Genomic DNA, 18,836 nt, shown 5'->3' with positions numbered 1-18,836 from the left:
AAAACCGTTCGAGCAAAGTGATGTACTACCCCATGCGAGGTTCCGGGAATGTCGCGATTCGCCTGCCCCGCTCATCCCGCCCGATCGGAATGCTTGCCCTGGGCGGCGAGGATCTGGCGGATGGCGCCGAGGTGGTACATCGTGTGGGCGAGGCTCGACAGCACGCCGGGCGCGGCGACGTCGCTCCAGTCGGACCACCTTCTTACGTTCGCCTGCCACAGGGTGGCGGTGGCGCGGAGACGGGTCAGGAGGTCGCGCCAGGCGGCATCCGTGAGCTCGGTGCGGCGCCAGCTGGCGGTCCAGTCGGCGGACTGCCATGGGTTGGCCTCGCCGGCCGCGGCGCGGTTGAGCAGGTCCAGCCCGTAGCGCACGTGATCGACGTGGGCGGCGACCGTCGTCTGGCCGATCGGCCGGGCCGACGCGGTGGCGGCGTCGAGCGACTCCAGCTGCCGCAGCAGCCCCCGGTCGCCCGGGTTGAGCATGTAAGCGTGCTGCCTTGGCGGGCCGTCGAACATTTCGGTCGACAGAAGCGACAACGCACGCCGCAACGCGTCGTCGGCGGATGGCACGGCAGCGTCGGGCATCGGGCCTCCTTCCGACGCGCAGTCTATCACCATGCGATGGAAGTGGGGAAGCGATGAAGGAAGGAATCGCAGTGAGACGGTTACTACTTCACTACCAAAGTCGACCGACTCGCCCGGCCCTGTTGCCGAACAAAGAACGCGTGAAACTTTCACAAATTAGTCTCACGCGTTCTCAGCTGATGGTCTCCGCCGGATGTCCTACGGGTTCATGCTGATGTCTCGTACTGTTACCTGGCCCAATTTGCGTGCCTCTACGTGCCCGTCGGCGAAGAGCAAGTTTGCGGTCGTGTTGGTCATATGCCGGAAGCGCATCGCGATGCGGAAACTCCAGAAATTGTTCACATCTCTATTGTTGGTCTTCAATGCGCTGTCGCTGTAGAGACCATCTTGGGCAATGCCGATGCGACGACCATAAGTATTGACCGGAAAGTAGGTGTCGATGGGCTTGGGGTACAGATAGCCGTGATCGTACGTAATCCGCCAACCATCAAGCGCGTTCGACAACACCTCGGCCGAACCTGTGGCCCATTCCGGATGAAGCAATTGGGCGCCATCCCACGCGATTGCGACGCTGGAACTTTCCTTGACCGTTAAGCTGTGCGGCTTGATGAAATCGCGGGACGTCAACGGATTCCGTGCGGCGGTCTGTCCGAAGAAGCGCGGGCTGCCCGTGTAGTGGTTACCATAAGCGGGAGTTCCGTAAATATTCGGACTGAAATCCGTTGTGTCGACATCGGAGAACACCTTTGCCGCCACTTGCACGTTCTGATCCGCAGCAGGGTTCGGTTTCACGCCGAGCGAAGCGATGGACAACGTGTCGACCCAGGAGTAATCCCTGCCCGAAGCCACCCAGTTGCCAACCCCGCTAGCAGGCGGAACGTGTTGTACGCGACCCCAAGGGGCGCGACCTTTACTCAATGTGCCGTAGATCATGATCGCCTGCCCGATCTGCCGCAGATTGGACTGACAGTAGACGAGATTCGCCTGTTGCCTCGCCTTGTTCAGGCTCGGCAATAAAACCGAAATCAACAACGCGATGATCCCGATGACCACGAGGAGTTCGACGAGCGTGAAACCGCTCTTGCGACGATGCGACATGTAGACCTCCCTAATCCCGCGGCCGTTGGGGCCGGGGCACAAATTGGATTGCTGCCGCCACGCTCAGAATTGAGGAAGATCGCGGCGACGCGAACTCATGAACAGAAATGCGGATGACGCGTCCTACGGACCACGTTCGCCACCGAGTTGGCGTCCTACCGAGCCGACTCGGTCGATCACCAATCTTGGTCGTTCAAACATAGCACCGAAAAAACGAGCTGGCCTGCGTGATCGCGAAAAAGTCATGCCGTTTCACGACGATCCGCCGCTCGACATCGGTGCATTGTCGGGCAGTTCACAGGGTGGAATTCATCCGGCTAACTCAACATCGCGGCAGCGGGGATCGCAGTGGGATCAAACCCACCCTATGTGCTGAAGTGTCGCGATGCTGCGGAGGGATCGAGCGGCGGCAACATCACCGCGCCGGCAGCACGCCCTCATGCGGATACAGCAGCATGATCGCGATCGCACCGCAGTAAAGGCAGAGCCCGGCGACCATGATGATCAGCGCCACGCGGTAGCTGCCGGTCTTGTAGTCGCGGTAGGCCAGGGACGATTCGAGCCAGGCGCGCGTATCGTCGCCAGCGTGCATGGTCAGCCAACGCAGGTGCAGCACCGAGTGGGCGACGACGGCCGTCGACAGCAGCACCAGCGCGATCCCGCCGATCACCAGCGCCTGCGCCAGCACGTTGGTGCCCGCGATCAGCCGGCCGGAAAACCCGGTCGTGCTGATCACGATGCCGCAGAGCGTCAGCAGCACCTGCGCGCGGTTATGCAGCACCGCGAAGTGCCGCTCGACCATCGCCATAATGCCCGGCCAGTCGTCGCCATACCGCTCGACGATGCGATCAATCTCCGCGGCGCGCGACAGGACGGATGACATGCCGGCGATTGTCGAATGGCCGAGGGGAATTGTCGAGCGGGGCGGGAGATCGAGGGGACGACTGCTGGCCGTTTCACTGTCGCTCGAGCGAAGGAAGCGGCAACGGGAACGACGCGCGGCCGGTTGCATAAACGACAACGCCGGGCATCGCATAAACTGCGGGGCCCGGCGTCGTTGTTTGTCAGTCCGTCGCTTACGCGTCCGGCTCGTTCGGCCGGATTGCAGTGCGTTATTGCTTCACGTCAAACCGGTCCAGGTTCATCACCTTGGTCCAGGCGGACACGAAGTCGGCGGTGAACTTTTTGCCGCTGTCGGCGCTGGCGTAAACCTCGGCCAAGGCCCGCAGGCGGCTGTCGGCGCCGAAGGCGAGGTCGACGCGGGTGGCGGTCCACTTGATGGCGCCGGTCTCGCGGTCGCGGCCCTCGAACAGGGCGCTGTCGGCGGTCGTGGGCTTCCAGTCGGTGCCCATGTCCAGCAGGTTGACGAAGAAGTCGTTCGTCAGCCGGCCGGGGGTCTTCGTGAAGACGCCGTGCTGGCTTTGGCCTTCGTTGGCGTTCAGCACGCGCAGGCCACCGACCAAGGCCGTTAGTTCAGGCGCGGTCAGCGTCAGCAGTTGAGCGCGATCGATCAGCAGATGCTCGGCCGGCAAGGTCGCCTTCTTGCTGAGGTAGTTGCGGAAGCCGTCGGCGGCGGGTTCGAGATCGTCGAACGACTTCACTTCCGTCTGATCCTGCGTGGCATCCGTGCGGCCGGGCGTGAAGGGGACCGTCACGTCCGGCCCCGCATCCTTCGCCGCCTGTTCCACGGCGGCGTTTCCGCCGAGCACGATCAGGTCGGCCAGCGAGACGCGCTTGCCGCCCGTCGCGCTACCGTTGAACCACTTCTGCACGCCTTCGAGCGTCTTCAGCACCTTCGCCAGTTGCGCCGGTTGATTGACGGCCCAGTCCTTCTGCGGCGACAGGCGGATGCGTGCGCCGTTCGCGCCGCCGCGCATGTCCGATCCGCGGAACGTGCTGGCGCTGGCCCATGCGGTCGAGACGAGCTGCGGGATCGTCAGCCCGCTGGCCAATATCTGCTTCTTCAGCGCCGCCGCGTCGATGTCGTCGATGGGCTGGTGATCAACCGCCGGCAGCGGGTCCTGCCAGATCAGATCTTCCTGCGGCACCTCCGGCCCGAGATAGCGCGCCTTCGGCCCCATGTCGCGGTGCGTCAGCTTGAACCACGCGCGGGCGAAGGCATCGGCGAACTGGTCGGGGTTCTCGAGGAACCGCCGCGAGATCTTCTCGTATGCCGGGTCGACGCGCAGCGCCAGATCCGTCGTCAGCATCGTCGGCTTGTGCTTCTTGGCCGGGTCGAAGGCGTCGGGGATGATCTCCTCCGTCGTCTTGGCCACCCACTGGTGCGCGCCGGCCGGGCTCTTGGTCAGTTCCCACTCGAAGCCGAACAGATTCTCGAAGTAGTTGTTCGACCACTGCGTGGGGTTCTTCGTCCACGTCACCTCCAGACCGCTGGTGATCGTGTGGGCGCCGCGGCCGCTGCCGTGGCTGTTGCGCCAGCCGAAGGCCTGCGATTCCAGCCCTGCCGCTTCCACCTCGTTATCGAGATGCGTCGTCGGCGCCGCGCCGTGCGTCTTGCCGAACGTGTGCCCGCCGGCGATCAGCGCGACCGTCTCCTCGTCGTTCATCGCCATCCTGCCGAACGTCTCGCGAATGTCATGGGCGCTCTTCGCCGGGTCGGGCGTGCCGTCGGGGCCTTCAGGGTTCACGTAGATCAGCCCCATGTGGGCCGCGCCCAGCGGCTTCTCCAGCACCCTGCTGTGCATCGGCGCCTGCGGGCTATCGTCCGACTGCACCACGCCGCCCGGCTTGTCCACGCCGGGCGAGCCATTGGCGTAGCGCACGTCCGCGCCCAGCCACTTGGTCTCCGAGCCCCAGTAGACATCCTGATCCGGCTCCCACGTATCCGCCCGCCCGCCGGCGAAGCCGAAGGTCTTGAAGCCCATCGACTCCAGCGCCACGTTGCCGGTCAGGATCATCAGATCCGCCCAGCTGATCTTCCTGCCGTACTTCTGCTTGATCGGCCACAGCAACCGCCGCGCCTTGTCGAGGTTCACGTTGTCCGGCCAGCTGTTCAGCGGCGCAAAGCGCTGCTGCCCGCGCCCGCCACCCCCACGCCCATCGGTCGTGCGGTACGTGCCGGCGCTGTGCCACGCCATGCGGATGAACAGCCCACCGTAATGCCCGAAGTCCGCCGGCCACCAGTCCTGCGACTCCGTCATCAACTTCGTCAAATCCGCCTTCACGGCCGACAGATCCAGGCTGTTAAACTCCTTCGCATAATCGAAGCCCGCATCCATCGGGTCCGACTTGTTCGAATGCTGATGCAGAATCTCCACCCGCAACGCCTTCGGCCACCACTCGCGATTGGTGGTGCCTGCGGGATTCGGGGCGGCATGATTGAACGGACACTTGGCTTCACTGGACATCGGTTTACGCTCGCAACGGGTGTTAAGGCGGCAGACGACGTCGATTACGCCTGTCCTGCGCCCGGATTGTTCCACTGAAAATACCGCGACAGCCCACCCGCCCACCTACGGGACCAGCAGCCCATCGCGCCCCTCAAATTTACGGCGTCTATCCCCCGAAGTCGAGCCACCCCGCATGCCCTGAGGGTTTCCCTTGATATGCGGGGCGGAATGCGGAATGCGGCATGCGGAAGTGAAACGGATCCGGTTGTCCGCCGACCCTTCTCGCGCCAAGATCACCAAGGCCGCCAAGCACGCCAAGGGGGGAAGGAAGGAGGGCCACCCGTCTTTGCTTTTCTTACCTTGGCGCTCTTGGCGCCCTTGGCGTTCTTGGCGCGCCAACGAAAACGCGGCGCGCCACACAGGCCGCGCCGCGTCTCTCATTTTCACTTCATCCTTCAGACTTCAGGTTAAGCCGCCATCTTCGGCGTCGCCTGCGTTTCGATCACCTGCGTGCTCGCCACGCCGTTGACGGCCGCGCCGAACTTCACGGTGAACGCCGCCCACGGGCCGACCGCCGTCGAGCGCACCGCCTGGATCTGGTACGTCACCTTCTGCACGCCGGCCGGCAGCGTGCTGTCGACGAACGTCTTGCTGCCCGCGCCGCCGATGTAGATCGGTTCCACCGATTCGCCGATCAGCCGGAAGATCTGGTAGATCGTGCCGCTCGTGCCCGCGGGGTTGGGGCACTTCCACTTCAGCTCGAGCCCGCCGATGTCGTTCAGCGTCGCCGTGAAGTCGGTCGACTTGCCGGGCGCGCCCTTGGCCGCCGGCGTCGCCGGCACCGGCAGGTCGGCCAGCGTGTAGACGCCGTCGCCGGCCGTGCGGGCCTTGGTGCGCACCTGTTCGATGACGACCATGCCCAGCGCGTTCAGCCGCGCGACCGCCTGGTCGCACGCCTGCACCGCCGACTTGGCCGCGGTCTGCGCCACGCGCTGCGCCTCGAGCGTCCCGACCGCCGTCGTCAGCGCCGTCTGCACCGCCGTCACGTCCGCCGCCGACGCCCCCATCGCCACCGCGTTCGCCGCCCAGGTCGCGATGTGCGCCTGGTAGAACCCGATCCGCGCTTCCTTCTTCTTTGGCACGAGCTTCATCACGTCGCTCCGATCTTGTAAGCGGTGACGGATGGCCCGCGGCCGATTGGCGCGTCCGATGGTCACGCGACCACCCGCGCCGCCGTTGGTTCGTCACACGCCTTTAGTATCGAGCCGCCACAAGGTCGACTTAATGCGATTCCCCCAGAAAATCCGCGCCAGCCCATCCAACCCCACCCCGGTCCCTCCCCCGTCCGAGAACATCTGGTAGTGGGTCAGTTTCCACACCTTCCCACGTGGCACGGGTTTTCAACCCGTGTCTTCGCTCCAGAACACGGGTTGGAAACCCGTGCCACTTCAAACGGACCCACTACCGAACATCCCCCCTCACGCCCGCCAACCCCGCCCCACCCCCGAGTCCGACGGAATCTTCCCCGGGGACAATGGAATTGTCCTCAGGGACAACGCCATTGTCCCCGGGTCCAACGCCATCGTCCCCGGGTCCAACGCAATTGTCCCCGGGTCCAACGCCATTGTCCCCGGGGACAACGCGATTGTCCTCGGGTACAACGCGATTGTCCCCGGGTCCAACGCCATCGTCCTCAAGGACAATGCGATCCGCCCGGGTGCCGGGTGCCACGGGTCGCACTCGCCCCGTGCCTTCGGATAGACTGCCCCGCACGGGCGGCGCAGCGCCCGTGGCACCCGGCAAGCAGGTACAATGCGGAACGAGGAACGGGCAAACCTGAGAACTAAGGCGCTGTATCGTCTCCTTCTACCCGTGGTGCTTCTGAACGTCGTCGATTATACGTTTCAGCGCTTCGGGACGAACCGATACCCGGTCGCCAGCCTCGCTACCGGGTTGGTCCTGGGTCTCTCCACGGTCGCACCTCTCCTGTTGAGACCCGCCCCAAGCACCTCCGCCACAGCGCGAAAGAGAGTACTTCCCCGCGCCGTCGCCCTGTTCATCGCGGTCGTTGGTGTAGCCTACGCCGGTGTGATGCTAAATGCAGTCGTGAACTTCGGCGGCTACTTCGCCGCCGGCTTCTACTGTGCGATGATGGCTGGCTGCCTCACCTCGTTCGCCCGAGACGAGATGAGTCCAGTCTCGTAGGGCGGGATGAAGTCCTGCGCGGCCAGGCGATGTCGGGGGCACCGCGGGTGAGGAAAAGGGGACATCCAGAATATCCACGCCCGACCGTTGACGGCCCCACACCGCCCACGGATATTCTGGATGTCCCCTTTTCTGGTCCGGGGCCAACGCAATTGTCCCCGGGTCCAACGCCATCGTCCCCGGGTCCAACGCCATCGTCCCCGGGTCCAACGCCATCGTCCTCAGGGACAACGCCATTGTCCTCAAGGACAATGCGATCCGCCCGGGTGCCGGGTGCCACGGGTCGCACTCGCCCCGGGTGAGGAAAAGGGGACATCCAGAATATCCACGCCCGACCGTTGACGGCCCAACACCGCCCACGGATATTCTGGATGTCCCCTTTTCTGGTCCTTGAACGTCGGTCCGTTATGCCCCTCCGCCTATACCAACTCTTGATTGTCCTGGCCGCGGTGACGCTGTCCGGGTGCCTCGCCGTGCCAGCGGGACCAAGCGAGAACGTCTATGTCAACAGGACGGAGGCGGTAGTGCGCGCCGAACTCGGCGAACCGAGTGACGAGTTCGCAAGTCACTATGGAAATCCGCCGCTCGACTTCAGACGACAGTTCACGGGCGAGATTAAGACGCTCGTCTTCAAGAAACCCGGCGGCGAGCATTACATCTCGTTCGAGAAGCGGCCGGACGGCTGGATAGCCATTAACTCGTCTTGGCTTCCTGCGGGTGCAGTCTTCTAGGAGCCACGTAGGGCGGGGCCCGCCCCACCATGATTGCGGGCGACGGTGGGGCAGTCAGCTAGGGTGGACGACCCGCCAACCGTCTGCGGTGGATGGGACGGATCAAGCAACGCGGTAGGCGGGTGAGGAAAAGGGGACATCCAGGGTGAGGAAAAGGGGACATCCAGAATATCCACGCCCGACCGTTGACGGCCCAACACCGCCCACGGATATTCTGGATGTCCCCTTTTCTGGACCCTGGAGTACCGGGTCGTGGCACCCAAGTGGTAAGCGTGCAGGGATGTCATTAATCATGCAAGCACGGGCGAGGGGCGGATAGCTTTGGCATGTCATGCGGTTACTGACGATCAAAGAGGTTCCGGCATTCGTTGCGGCAAAGCCGGCAGCTGTGCTGCACTTTGATGCAGAGTGGGATATCGCGTATCGCCCGCAGGTCCGGAAGTCGATGGTCGACGCGGAAGCGGCCCTGGGCGACCAAGCGAACTTCGCGGAGGTCGACTGTGACGCCAACGTTGAGCTGGCGAGGTCGATTCCGGTGCGCAGCGTCCCGCTCGTCGCCTACTACCGCCACGGCAAGCTCGTGGCGGCAATCATCGGCGCCGATCAGAACGTGCGCGAGCGGCTCGAGCGCCTGCTGCGCGGCGAGAAGATCGACTGATCACCCCGCCCTACCGCACGCCCGCCAGTGTCACGCTGAACTGGAACTCGCCAGGCCGCAGTTCGTATTGCGGCAGCACGCCGGGGCCGCAGCTGGCGGTGCCGATGCCGTTGAGGCGGTGATCGAGGTTCAGGCGGACGTAGTTCTGGCGCGTCAGTTCGTGGGGGTGGCGGGCCTGGTCGAGGTCGTCGATCGTGTAACGGCTGGCGGTGAAGTTGATGGTCGGGGCGCCGGCGACGCGCAGGCCGACGCCGGCGGGGTTGGTGAGGGAGAGCCAGCGGCAGTCGGAGCGGTTGCCGTGTTCCTGTGGGAAGACGTAGGGCGTGTACATCGCATCCACCGTCGTGCGGTAGTGGCCGAACCGGCCGGCGAGGCGGGTGTCGGGGTAGGTTTCGTCGGGGCCGAGGCCGAGGTACTGCACGCGGTCGAGCGATGCGGGCAGGTGCAGTTCCAGGCCGATGCGCGGGAGCGTTTTGGGCATGTCGCCCTGGGGGACGCCGTGGACGTCGAGCTGCACGTCGCCGTTGCCGGAGATCGTGTAGGTGTAGTCGCACTGGAAGCCGCGGCCGTTGTGCACGGGCGGCGCGATGCGCACGTCGAAGCGCATGTGGACGGCGGAGTCGCCTTGCTTGGTTACCGAGACGTTATCGACGCGATGCTGCAGCCAGTGCAGGCCGGCCTTGCGCCACTGGACGGCGGTCGAGCCGTCGGGCGACCAGCCGCCGCGGTCGTTGTCGGTGGTGGCGCGCCAGAACTGGAGCCGCGGGCCGGTCTCGATGAGCGGCAGGCCGGAGACGCGCCATTCGGAGAGCGTGGCGCGGACCTTGTCGAAGCGAATTTCGAAGTCGTTGCCGGTGACGGTTAGCGCCAGCGGGGTCTCGGTCACCTTCACCTTCGGCATCCGCCCCGCCGGCACCGGCGGCACGGCGGGCGCTTTCCACGGCAGCTCAAACTGCGCGAACGCCACCTCGTGGCCGCGGTTGGCCCAGGGCGCGTCGTCGGCGAGCGTGTAGGCGATGTTGAGCATGTAGACCGCCCCCGGCTGCAGCGCGGCGGGCGGTTGGATCGGCAGCGTGATCGTGGCGCTCTGGCGGGCGGCGACGGCGGGCATGGGCACCGAACCACTGCTGACGCGCTGGCCGTCGGCGGTGATCTGATACGACAGGTGCAGGCCGTCGAGCGAGGCGAAGTCGAAGCGGTTCGTGAGGCGAACGGTGCCGGTCGACAGGTCGATCGTCTCGGTCTTCACGGGTTCGATCGCCTTCTTCAGTTCGTTCAAAGCCGGTGAAGGCGTGCGATCGGGGAAAAGCAGACCGTCGGCGACGAAGTTGCCATCGTGCGGCTGTTCACCGAAGTCGCCGCCGTAGGCGAAGTATTCGCGCCCGTCGGGCGTGGTGGTGCGGATGCCGTGGTCCAGCCATTCCCAGACCCACGCGCCCTGCGTGCGCGGGTGCTGTTCGAGCGTCTCCCAATATTCCTTCAGCCCGCCCGGCCCGTTGCCCATGGCGTGCACGTACTCGCAGAGCACGAACGGCACCTGCGTGTATCGCTCGGGCGCGATAATCGTGCCGTAATGATCCTGCGCCACCTCGCCCTTCTGGATGGCGGCGACCTGATCGACCGAGGCGTACATCTTGCTGAAGACGTCGCTGACCTCCAGCGTGCCGTCCCCCTCGTAGTGAAAGAAGCGGCTGTCGTCGATCGCCTTGGCGGCAGCCTTCATGGCGTAGTGATTGTCGCCCAGGCTCGACTCGTTGCCGAGCGACCAGCAGAACACGCTCGGGCGGTTCTTGTCGCGGTGAACCATGCGCACCATGCGGTCGACGCAGGCGTCCTTCCAGGCCGGGTCCTTGGTCGGGTTGTTGTCGGCGGTCTTGAAGTCGAAGCCGTGGGTTTCGAGGTCGCACTCGTCGATGAGGTAGAGGCCGTACTGGTCGCACAGGTCGTACCAGCGCGGGTCGTCCGGGTAGTGGCTGGTGCGCACGGAGTTGATGTTGTGCCGCTTCATCGTCAGCACGTCCTGAACCATTACGTCGAACGGGATCGAGCGGCCAAGGTCGGGGTGATGCTCGTGGCGGTTCACGCCGCGGAAGATGACGTGCTTGCCGTTGATCAGGATCTGCGCGTCCTTGATTTCGACGGAGCGGAAGCCCACCTGCTGCGGCACGACCTCCAGCACGTTGCCCTTGGCGTCGCGCAGCGTGATCAGCAGCGTGTAGAGGTGCGGCGTCTCGGCCGTCCACTTCAGCGGGTTGGCCACCGGCACGCTGAGCTGCGTCGATTCATTCTTCACCGGCTGCGAGACGGGCTTTTCCAACACCGGCTGTTGCTGTGCATCGAGCAGCTTCAGCTCGACGGTGTTGCCGCTGGCGGGGTTGGCAGTGGCGACGGTGACGTTCAGCGTGGCGTCGTAATACCTGGCATCCAGATCGGTGCGGACGTGCACGTCGGCGATGTGCGTCTTCGGGTGCGACAGCAGGTAGACGTCGCGGAAGATGCCGCTGAGCCACCACATGTCCTGGTCTTCCATGTAGGTGGCGTCGGACCATTGCATGACGCGCACCGCCAGCGTGTTGGCGCCCGCCTTCACGAACGGCGTGACGTCGAACTCGCTCGGCAGCCGGCTGCCCTTGCTGAAGCCGACCGACTTGCCGTTCACGTAGACGTAGAACGCCGAATCGACACCTTCAAACCGCAGCACGTGCCGGCGGTCGCGCGCATCGTCCCCCAGCGTGAACGAACGGCGGTACGAGCCGGTGGGGTTTTCCGTCGGCACGCGCGGCGGGTCGACCGGAATCGGGTACTGCACGTTCGTGTAGTGCGGCCGGCCGTAGCCGTGCAGCTGCCAGCAGCTTGGCACCGGCAGGTCGTACCAGGCGGAATCGTCGTAGGACTCTGATTCAAACCCCTGCGGCGCCTCGACGGGCGTGGGCGCGTAGTCGAACTTCCACACGCCGTTGAGCAGCAGGAAACTCGCAGTCGCGCCGCGGTCGCCGGTGAGGGCGGATGCCTCGTCGGCGTAGGGGAAGAAGTACGAGCGCGGCGCGAGTCGGTTGCGGCCGACAATGGTGGGGTTTTCCCAGTCGTTCATATTGTTTCCTACGAGACCAAAGCCATCCGGACCTCCGGAGGGTCCCGTAGCGTCGATATTGCCGGGCGAGTTGCAATAGTCACGCGTCGATTTTCGATCTGACATATAGCCCCGGGCTTGCCCGGGTGAACTACGAGGATGGGGAAGAATATGGAACCACGAAGGCACGAAGAGATTTCCGACAACGGAGAATCTTCTCGTGCCTTCGTGATTTCGTGGTTCAATTGAAAGACCTGAGACTTCAACTGACCAAACGCGTCAGTAACTCCCGGCATGCCTCCAGTTCATCCTGACTGACCGTGTGCGGCCGTCCGGGATAACGGCGCGTCTCAACGTTGGCGCCCATGCGTCGGAAGACGGCCTCCGTCTCCAGCACCCGTTCGAACGGGATGTGCATGTCCGGATCGCCGCACCCAAGGAACACCGGCGTGCCCGCGAGCGATCCCGGGTAGTCGCGCGGGGTACCTTGCGGGCCGATGAGGCCACCGGTCAGACCCATGACGGCGCCGTACCGGCGTGGATGGCGGGCGACGAACTCGGTGGTGAGGCAGGCGCCTTGCGAGAAGCCCAGGAGCGCGATGCGCTCGCTCGGCACGCCGCGCGCAATCAGGTCGTCCACCACGGTCGCAATGCGGTTCAAGGCCGAGTCGAGGAACGGCTGGTTGGCTGGCAGTGGCGCGAGGAACGACTGCGGGTACCACGTGTTCCCATTCGCCTCCGGCGCGACCGCGGCGATCTGGGGCAGGTCCAGAACATCGTACAACGAGAGGATGCTGTCAGCCGATGCGCCGCGTCCATGGACCATCACGAGCACGGCCTTCGCCATTTCCGGCGCCGGCCCGCGGGTGAAGATTGGGGCATTTGCGTGTGGATCATTTGCAAGGGTTTTCATGGATTTTTACCTCATAAATAGCCCGGATTTGCCCAAGGGAGCCAACCCCGTTGCCTTGCCATCCGGCAACGGGGTCAGTTCCCCCGGGCAAGCCCGGGCTATGTAACTACAGAGGCTTCAGACCAGCCTCGATCTGTGCCCGACGCGGTTCGAGGAACGGGGGCAGCGCCAACTTCTCGCCCATCGTATCTTTGAGCTCATCCGCATCGAACCCCGGCCCGTCGGTCGCGAGTTCGAACAGAATGCCGTTCGGCTCGCGGAAGTAGAGGCTGCGGAAGTAGAACCGATCCACCGGCCCGCTCGACCGCACGCCCAGCTCACGCAGGCGATCGTTCCACGCGTCGTACTCGTCGAACGTCGGCACGCGGAACGCAACGTGATGCACGCCACCGGCGCCAAGGCGCGCCACCGGCAGCTCGGGCTCGACCGCCACGTGCAGCTCGGCCGCCGGGCCACCGTCGCCCATCTCGTAGACGTGAACGGTGACCGCCCCGCCACTGCCATCGCTGGCGCTGAACGGGTACTCGCGGGTGTGACGCATGTTCATGACCTTCGTCAGCACCGCGTCGGTCCGCGTCAGGTCCGGCACGCTGATCGTGATCGGACCCAGCCCAACGATCTGGTGTTCCGCGGGCACCGGGCTCTTGACCCACGGGTGCGACACGGCCGACTTCTCGTCAACGGTCAGGCTGAGCCGCTGGCCTTCCGGATCTTCAAAATCCAGCGTCGGCCGACCGACCCGCTGGACGATCTGGCCATGCTTCACGTTCAGCTCCGTGAAGCGCTCCAGCCAATACTGCAGGCTGGCCACACTGGCGACCCGCATCCCGGTGCGCACGATGCTGTGCGTACCCCGATGATCGGTTGCCGCCGGCCAATCGAAGAAGGTAATGTCGGTGCCGGGCGACCCGTCACCGTCGGCGTAAAACAGGTGGTAAGCCGAGGTATCGTCTTGGTTTACCGTCTTCTTCACAAGCCGCAGGCCCAGCGTTTCCGTGTAGAACGCCTTGTTGCCCACCGCGTTGCGCGTGACGGCGGTGAGATGATGGATTCCAGCCAGCTGCATGATGAACCTCTCTTTCGTTGATCCGATTCTACCAAATGCTCGTCTTAACAACCAATGTTACAACATGTAGTAGTACGTCAAAAGACGAGACTGGTTCGGATTTGTGGAACCGCGCTCCCTTAGAAGTTTTGGACCGAACGAGGATCATTCTGATCGCGAACCCGCGTTAGGTTCCGGCCCTGCGACCGCCGCTAAACTGCTGCAGCAGTGTTGAGTTGCTAAACGCCCATTCGCTAAACTGGCAAGTCGCCTGAGCAAGGACTACGGGTCCTCGATACGCACGTTCACCGGGGGAATTCATCCGGACACCCCTATGACCTATGGCCAGCAGTGGCGACGGGACGAATCCTAACGTCAGGTTCCCTTAACGCTCCATCCGCCTATCATTCGATCAACGCCCAAGCGGTGGTTTGGTATTCCGGACGGTTCGAAGGCTTTTTTCTCGTGAGGAACGTGCATGCCCCGATTATCGCTTTGCGTCTCGCTGGTGTTGGCTCTCGGAATGGCGGCGGTTGCCCCTGCGCAGGAGAGTGGGAAGGAACGGTTGCCCGACCTGAAGACCAGCGACTACACGCTGGCGGCGGACGTGTTCGTCGACAACGTGAAGTCTCCGTGGTCGATCGCGTTTATCGATGGCAAGCAGGCGCTGGTGACGGAGAAATCCGGGCCGGTGCGAATGGTGATCGACGGGAAGCTGCAGCCCGAGCCGGTGCGCGGCACGCCTACCGTCAACCCCGGCGGACAGGGCGGGATGATGGACGTGGCGATCGACCCCGACTACGCCGACAACGGGTGGATCTACCTTAGCTACAGCCACTCGCCGGGCGAGGAGACCAAGGGCCCCGCCATGACGCGCATCGTGCGCGGCAAGATCGCCGACAACGCCTGGACCGAGCAGCAGGTGCTGTGGGAAGCCAAGCCCGAGCACTACCGCAGCGGCGGCGTGCACTTCGGCTGCCGCATCGTCTTCGACAAGGCCGGCCATCTGTACTTCGCCATGGGCGACCGCGGGGCGCAGAAGATGGCGCAGGACATCACCCTGCCCAACGGCAAGGTGCACCGCATCAACCGCGACGGCTCGATCCCATCCGACAATCCGTTCGTCGGGAAATCGGATGCCTACGAATCGATCTTCAGCTACGGCAACCGCAACCCGCAGGGCATGGCGATCGACCCGATGACCGACAAGCTCTGGGCGACCGAACACGGCCCCTTGGGTGGCGATGAACTGAACCTGATCGAATCCGGCAACAACTACGGCTGGCCCGTCATCACCTACGGCAAGAACTACAGCGGCACGCCGATCACCGACATCACCGAGAAGCAAGGCATGGAACAGCCCGTCGTCAACTGGACCCCCAGCCCCGCCATGTGCGGCCTCGACTTCGTCACCGGCGACTTGCTGCCCAAGTGGAACAACAACCTGCTGGCCGGCGCCCTGAAGTTTCAAGAGGTGAAACGCCTGGTGCTGGAGGGGGACAAGGTGGTGACCGAAGAGGTGATCGTGAAGGACATGGGCCGCGTGCGCGACGTGGTGGTGGGACCGGACGGCGCCATCTACGTCGTGCTGAACGGGCCAGACCGCGTGGTACGGTTGAGCCCGAAGTAGCCGGGGGCGGTCAATGAATAGCAGCAGCGCGTGGACCTTGGAATCGTCCAGCAAGTGCAGGTGCAGCGGCTGGCGCTGCGGTTCCAGAACATAGTCGGAAGGTGTTCGGATCGGACGACGGGGGACCGATCGCCGCCGCCCATCTGGCGGACGGGTTCATCAGCGGTCCTGTTGGGCAGCAGCACGCCGCGCTCGGCGAAGTCACTTTAAGTCATTTTCTTCCGAAACAAGTTGGGTTGGGCGGCGTTTCAGTATTGTGTCGACGCGGTCGACCGGACGAGGTTTCGTTTCACTTGTGAAGGAGCGGTCTTATGGCCAAGTACGCATTGCTCACCGGTTTGGTGCTGTCCGCATTCGCGGTTTCCGCTGCCCCCAGCTTTGCTGGCGAAAAGGGCGAGAAGACCGAGGAACAGAAGAAGAAGTACATTGAGAAGTACGACAAAGACGGAGATGGCGTGCTGAACGACGAGGAAAAGGCCGCCGCCAAGGCCGACAAGGAAAAGCGCAAGGCCGAGAAGGAAGCTGAGAAGGCTGAATAGTCAGCACTGCACGTGATCGACAAGGCAGGCCCTTGGGCCTGCTGATCTGCGACGCATTGCGCGTCGCGACAGATCACGTTGATCAATCACGCAACCGCCGCCGGCCAACGCAGTCAACTGCGCTGGCCGGCGGCGTTTTTTTCGCGCGCCGCGATGACGGGATACGGGGACATTCAGGCGCCGTCTCGACGTTCTGTGTTGGATGCGGGATTCGGTTCGTTCGTCTGACTGACAGAGGCGAAATCGCGGGCGTGAAGCTCCGCGCGATTGTAGTTCGAAATCCAAAGGTTGTGTGACAGAGCCGTGATGTCCTGTTTTCCGTTCCCCTAGATCGACCTATCCTAAATGGGCATTTGGAAGTTCTTTTCGAATCGTAATTCAGAACGGCTTCCGTGAGGCCGGTGTCGCACACAGCTTGCGTAAGCACGTTGTCCGCATTACCCACTTGGAAACGCGTTTCGTGACCCTTTCAATTCGAAACGTGGACTTCATCCCCACCGTTCCCCCGCCGCGGGAGCGGTTTTCCGCCAGTCGCACGCGTCGGCAAACAATCGGACCCGCGGCCCCTTCCTGTCCCGTCGCCGTTGTCGCGTCCCCCTCTACCCGCTACGCCGCGAGGATCACGGGTTCCAACGAGGGCAGTCCGGCGTGCCCCGGCCTTTGGGCGAGGCTGCTGATGTTCGGCAGCGGGTGACCGAGGTAGATCTGCACGGGCTCGCTGCAGGGCCCGGGCTCGCTCCTGCGGTTCCGCCACATCGCTTTGATGAAGATCGACGTGCCCGCCGGGTGCTCGCCGGGGATCGTCAGGTGGAACCGCCGCGCGACCGTGCTCTTCGCGAACAGCCACTGGGCGCTTGCCAGTGATGGCGAGCGGCGACGCAGTAAAAGAGCGTCGCCCCCTGCGCCGCGTCGGGCCGGCCCTGCGCGACGCGTTCTCCGCGTTCTGCAGGCAGATCGACAGCACGTCCCCATCGACCGCCGTCACGACCAACACCGGCGCACTGCCCGGCGGCCGCACGTGCCTTCGCCGCGGCTGGGGCACGTTCAGGCCCAGCGCGATGCGCGTCTCCGAATCCACCGCGGGAAGCCCGCCCAGCTGCTTGGCCAACATCCTTGCTAGGCGTTCCATCGCCCGCCGAATGACGTTCTTCGCGCTCACCGTCCCGCGCGTGCGCGTCCTGATATCGCTCGCCCGCGCGTACGCCGCTTCGACCGCGCGCTGCAACTGCTCGAACTGCTCGATGAACTCGACATCCACCCCCAGCGTCCCCGCCCGCGCCGCCAGCCCATCGGCGAACCGCCTGCCCCACCCCACCATGTCCGCTTCCCGATCCGGAAAGAAATCGTACCGCACCGCCCACCTCCCGCTCCCCATTTTCCTGCCCGCGTCGGCCTGCGCCCAACCCGAGCACCGCCAAACTCACACCGCTATGCCGAAATCGTCGACCATCTCCCCCCGCATCATCACGACAATCCCCTCGCGCCCGATAAAAGCCGCCTTCTTCTTAGCCATAATGCGTTAGGCGAGATTTTCAGACCTTTGCGCGAGACGAAAACACTGCATTTTCAATCGCGAATCGTGTCGATCCCCTTCTCCCCGACACTCTTCGGACAACAAGGAGTGTCGATGCGCCCCTCCCCGACACTCCTCGAACAACAAAGAGTGTCGATACGCCCCTCGACGACACGACAGAAGCGAAGAACAGCGGACGTCGTTGCTTCACGAGTGAATTGTCATGATGAATGAGTTGGAGGGATCTTCTCCGTACGACGAATCAAAGGTGCGGATGAAGCACCCCTTGGAAATCCGTGTCTTCACCATGTAAGTGAAGCGGTGGTTGCGTACAACGCACGGCATCGGCCCAAGATCGTAGGGGTGGGATTCATCCCACCATCCCCACCCCCTCCGGACAAACTGACAAAATCAATCCCGTAGGGTGGGGTTCATCCCCACCGTTCCACGCGACCAGGCAATTGGTAGGGATGAGCCCCACTCGACACTCCGGTAGGGTGGGATTCATCACACCGTTTGCGTCCTCATCATTCGCCGCGATCGGTGGGATAAATCCCACCCTACGTTAATCCATCTCCGCCCCGCGGATGTCGGCCACGGGCGGTTGCGCGGGGACGCCGCCGCACGCGCAATGCCAATCGGCAGCGTACCGCTGTTCGCGCACGAACCGGTGGAACGTCGACCATTCCCACGCGTGCGGGCAGGTCGAATAGCCATGCTTCACCGGGTTGTAGTGAAAGTAATTGACACAGTGGGCCAAGTCGTCAGCGTCGCGGACGGTGTGTTCCCAGAACCGCTTCTGCCAGATGCCACGATACCCTTGCCGATCGCGCGAGGCCGACTGCGCCCGTTCGCCCCCGCCGCTGGCAACCCATCGCCGCGAGAAGCGCGCCTTGATCGCCGCAACCCGGACGGAAAAGTCCGAGTCGCCCGGCGGCAGCGTGAACACGACGTGCAGATGATCCGGCAACAGCACGGCCGCCACGAGATCAAACGCCCGATCCCCCCGCGCCAGCGCGATCGACTCGCGCAAACACCGCCGCGCCACGGCATCGTCGAACACCCCGCCGCGTTCGTGCGTCACGAGCGTGAGAAAGAACGTCCCCCCGGCCGCCACGCCCGCCGGTAGTTCGGCATGCCCGCATCCTACCGCAGAAAATGGCGGGGCCGAAAAAGACAGCCCAGGAATGAACACTACCGACGCTAAGCCAGCCCCCGTCGCAGCCGTAGCCGTAGCCGTAGGGTGGGATTCATCCCACCGATCCGCCGCGACCATGGAACGGTGGGGATGAACCCCACCCTACGGACTACGGGCTAAATTGTCACCGTCACGATAACTGAGGAGGATAAGGGGACATCTCTGGCTCCGTAGAAAACCCATCCCGTTCGGCGCATGTTCGGTAGCGCGATCGCCGGCCGTTCGGTACATCCTGCGGAATGAAGCCGCCGCGTTCACGCACCAGTAAGTCGCCACTGGCCGTGTTGCTCGAAGCCTATTCC

At 64.0% G+C, this 18,836-nt stretch carries 15 protein-coding genes; 6 read left to right on the top strand and 9 right to left on the bottom strand.

Features of this window, described 5'->3' with window-relative positions:
- Nucleotides 1-71: 71 nt before the first annotated feature.
- The 5 genes from VGN72_12030 to VGN72_12010 all read right to left on the bottom strand — a co-directional run bounded on the left by VGN72_12030 (nucleotide 72) and on the right by VGN72_12010 (nucleotide 6,183).
- Nucleotides 72-584 carry a hypothetical protein gene (locus tag VGN72_12030; GenBank protein HEV7300087.1) on the bottom strand — a complete coding sequence of 171 codons (513 nt, stop codon included), beginning with the start codon at nucleotides 582-584 and terminating at the stop codon, nucleotides 72-74.
- 198 nt (nucleotides 585-782) lie between these two features.
- The gene (locus tag VGN72_12025) at nucleotides 783-1,682 is read right to left on the bottom strand and encodes a type II secretion system protein (protein ID HEV7300086.1); all 900 of its coding nucleotides are present in this window, start codon (nucleotides 1,680-1,682) and stop codon (nucleotides 783-785) included.
- A gap of 415 nt (nucleotides 1,683-2,097) precedes the next feature.
- On the bottom strand, nucleotides 2,098-2,565 hold the full coding sequence (locus VGN72_12020; protein HEV7300085.1) for a hypothetical protein: 468 nt from the start codon (nucleotides 2,563-2,565) through the stop codon (nucleotides 2,098-2,100).
- Between the two features lie 229 nt (nucleotides 2,566-2,794).
- Nucleotides 2,795-5,050: a catalase/peroxidase HPI gene (katG, locus tag VGN72_12015; protein HEV7300084.1), complete on the bottom strand. Its 2,256-nt coding sequence runs from the start codon at nucleotides 5,048-5,050 to the stop codon at nucleotides 2,795-2,797.
- A 449-nt stretch (nucleotides 5,051-5,499) separates the two neighbouring features.
- On the bottom strand, nucleotides 5,500-6,183 hold the full coding sequence (locus tag VGN72_12010) for a hypothetical protein (protein ID HEV7300083.1): 684 nt from the start codon (nucleotides 6,181-6,183) through the stop codon (nucleotides 5,500-5,502).
- Nucleotides 6,184-6,844: 661 nt separating this feature from the next.
- Here VGN72_12010 and VGN72_12005 point away from each other — a divergent pair.
- From VGN72_12005 to VGN72_11995, 3 genes are all read left to right on the top strand, one after another.
- The gene (locus tag VGN72_12005) at nucleotides 6,845-7,237 is read left to right on the top strand and encodes a hypothetical protein (protein HEV7300082.1); all 393 of its coding nucleotides are present in this window, start codon (nucleotides 6,845-6,847) and stop codon (nucleotides 7,235-7,237) included.
- Nucleotides 7,238-7,644: 407 nt separating this feature from the next.
- Nucleotides 7,645-7,968: a hypothetical protein gene (locus VGN72_12000; GenBank protein ID HEV7300081.1), complete on the top strand. Its 324-nt coding sequence runs from the start codon at nucleotides 7,645-7,647 to the stop codon at nucleotides 7,966-7,968.
- 331 nt (nucleotides 7,969-8,299) lie between these two features.
- The gene (locus tag VGN72_11995; protein HEV7300080.1) at nucleotides 8,300-8,626 is read left to right on the top strand and encodes a thioredoxin family protein; all 327 of its coding nucleotides are present in this window, start codon (nucleotides 8,300-8,302) and stop codon (nucleotides 8,624-8,626) included.
- A 10-nt stretch (nucleotides 8,627-8,636) separates the two neighbouring features.
- On the opposite strand, the gene VGN72_11990 is transcribed toward VGN72_11995, so the two are convergent.
- The 3 genes from VGN72_11990 to VGN72_11980 all read right to left on the bottom strand — a co-directional run bounded on the left by VGN72_11990 (nucleotide 8,637) and on the right by VGN72_11980 (nucleotide 13,675).
- Entirely contained in the window at nucleotides 8,637-11,717 is a 3,081-nt protein-coding gene (locus VGN72_11990; GenBank protein ID HEV7300079.1) for a glycoside hydrolase family 2 TIM barrel-domain containing protein, read from the bottom strand.
- Nucleotides 11,718-11,958: 241 nt separating this feature from the next.
- A complete protein-coding gene (locus VGN72_11985; protein HEV7300078.1) occupies nucleotides 11,959-12,609 on the bottom strand; it encodes a dienelactone hydrolase family protein in 651 nt (216 codons plus the stop codon).
- Nucleotides 12,610-12,715: 106 nt separating this feature from the next.
- A complete protein-coding gene (locus tag VGN72_11980) occupies nucleotides 12,716-13,675 on the bottom strand; it encodes a ring-cleaving dioxygenase (GenBank protein HEV7300077.1) in 960 nt (319 codons plus the stop codon).
- 457 nt (nucleotides 13,676-14,132) lie between these two features.
- On the opposite strand from VGN72_11980, the gene VGN72_11975 reads away from it, so the two are divergent.
- From VGN72_11975 to VGN72_11965, 3 genes are all read left to right on the top strand, one after another.
- On the top strand, nucleotides 14,133-15,284 hold the full coding sequence (locus VGN72_11975) for a PQQ-dependent sugar dehydrogenase (GenBank protein HEV7300076.1): 1,152 nt from the start codon (nucleotides 14,133-14,135) through the stop codon (nucleotides 15,282-15,284).
- Nucleotides 15,285-15,595: 311 nt separating this feature from the next.
- A complete protein-coding gene (locus VGN72_11970) occupies nucleotides 15,596-15,823 on the top strand; it encodes a hypothetical protein (protein ID HEV7300075.1) in 228 nt (75 codons plus the stop codon).
- A gap of 863 nt (nucleotides 15,824-16,686) precedes the next feature.
- Nucleotides 16,687-17,346 (top strand): hypothetical protein, encoded by a 660-nt coding sequence (locus tag VGN72_11965; protein HEV7300074.1) that lies wholly within the window; start codon nucleotides 16,687-16,689, stop codon nucleotides 17,344-17,346.
- Between the two features lie 555 nt (nucleotides 17,347-17,901).
- On the opposite strand, the gene VGN72_11960 is transcribed toward VGN72_11965, so the two are convergent.
- Nucleotides 17,902-18,420 carry a transposase gene (locus VGN72_11960; GenBank protein HEV7300073.1) on the bottom strand — a complete coding sequence of 173 codons (519 nt, stop codon included), beginning with the start codon at nucleotides 18,418-18,420 and terminating at the stop codon, nucleotides 17,902-17,904.
- Between the last annotated feature and the right edge of the window lie 416 nt (nucleotides 18,421-18,836).

This window comes from Tepidisphaeraceae bacterium (assembly GCA_035998445.1).
Lineage (GTDB): Bacteria > Planctomycetota > Phycisphaerae > Tepidisphaerales > Tepidisphaeraceae > DASYHQ01.
Note: the sequence above shows the minus strand (reverse complement) of the source record. Positions and strands in the feature narration are given on the sequence as shown.

Coding starts and splice junctions, on each gene's coding strand:
- VGN72_12030 (HEV7300087.1), bottom strand. CDS start 584: ATGCCCGACGCTGCCGTGCCATCCGCCGACGACGCGTTGCGGCGTGCG.
- VGN72_12025 (HEV7300086.1), bottom strand. CDS start 1,682: ATGTCGCATCGTCGCAAGAGCGGTTTCACGCTCGTCGAACTCCTCGTG.
- VGN72_12020 (HEV7300085.1), bottom strand. CDS start 2,565: ATGTCATCCGTCCTGTCGCGCGCCGCGGAGATTGATCGCATCGTCGAG.
- katG (HEV7300084.1), bottom strand. CDS start 5,050: ATGTCCAGTGAAGCCAAGTGTCCGTTCAATCATGCCGCCCCGAATCCC.
- VGN72_12010 (HEV7300083.1), bottom strand. CDS start 6,183: ATGAAGCTCGTGCCAAAGAAGAAGGAAGCGCGGATCGGGTTCTACCAG.
- VGN72_12005 (HEV7300082.1), top strand. CDS start 6,845: ATGCGGAACGAGGAACGGGCAAACCTGAGAACTAAGGCGCTGTATCGT.
- VGN72_12000 (HEV7300081.1), top strand. CDS start 7,645: ATGCCCCTCCGCCTATACCAACTCTTGATTGTCCTGGCCGCGGTGACG.
- VGN72_11995 (HEV7300080.1), top strand. CDS start 8,300: ATGCGGTTACTGACGATCAAAGAGGTTCCGGCATTCGTTGCGGCAAAG.
- VGN72_11990 (HEV7300079.1), bottom strand. CDS start 11,717: ATGAACGACTGGGAAAACCCCACCATTGTCGGCCGCAACCGACTCGCG.
- VGN72_11985 (HEV7300078.1), bottom strand. CDS start 12,609: ATGAAAACCCTTGCAAATGATCCACACGCAAATGCCCCAATCTTCACC.
- VGN72_11980 (HEV7300077.1), bottom strand. CDS start 13,675: ATGCAGCTGGCTGGAATCCATCATCTCACCGCCGTCACGCGCAACGCG.
- VGN72_11975 (HEV7300076.1), top strand. CDS start 14,133: ATGCCCCGATTATCGCTTTGCGTCTCGCTGGTGTTGGCTCTCGGAATG.
- VGN72_11970 (HEV7300075.1), top strand. CDS start 15,596: ATGGCCAAGTACGCATTGCTCACCGGTTTGGTGCTGTCCGCATTCGCG.
- VGN72_11965 (HEV7300074.1), top strand. CDS start 16,687: ATGGCGAGCGGCGACGCAGTAAAAGAGCGTCGCCCCCTGCGCCGCGTC.